This is a genomic window from Pseudomonas sp. PAGU 2196 (genome assembly GCF_022179005.1).
Lineage (GTDB): Bacteria > Pseudomonadota > Gammaproteobacteria > Pseudomonadales > Pseudomonadaceae > Aquipseudomonas > Aquipseudomonas kermanshahensis.
The window spans coordinates 1-521 of record NZ_BNTL01000079.1 but is presented as its reverse complement, the minus strand read 5'-3'; the positions used below and the strand labels follow the sequence as shown (position 1 = coordinate 521).

1 rRNA gene is annotated in these 521 nt (G+C 53.9%); it reads left to right on the top strand.

Annotated elements, in window-relative coordinates:
• Nucleotides 1–521: ribosomal RNA gene (locus tag MFF34_RS28010) — 23S ribosomal RNA — on the top strand; the annotation flags it as partial.

Here is a 521-nt window from a genome sequence, read left to right as displayed (position 1 = left end):
GATATTGAGTATCTGTACCACATGTACAGGATAGGTAGGAGCCATTGACTTCGGGACGCCAGTTTCGAATGAGGCGTTGTTGGGATACTACCCTTGTGTTATGGCTACTCTAACCCAGATAGGTTATCCCTATCGGAGACAGTGTCTGACGGGCAGTTTGACTGGGGCGGTCGCCTCCTAAAGAGTAACGGAGGCGCCCAAAGGTTCCCTCAGATTGGTTGGAAATCAATCGCAGAGTGTAAAGGTATAAGGGAGCTTGACTGCGAGAGCTACAACTCGAGCAGGGACGAAAGTCGGGCTTAGTGATCCGGTGGTACCGAATGGAAGGGCCATCGCTCAACGGATAAAAGCTACCCTGGGGATAACAGGCTTATCTCCCCCAAGAGTTCACATCGACGGGGAGGTTTGGCACCTCGATGTCGGCTCGTCGCATCCTGGGGCTGTAGTCGGTCCCAAGGGTTGGGCTGTTCGCCCATTAAAGCGGCACGCGAGCTGGGTTCAGAACGTCGTGAGACAGTTCG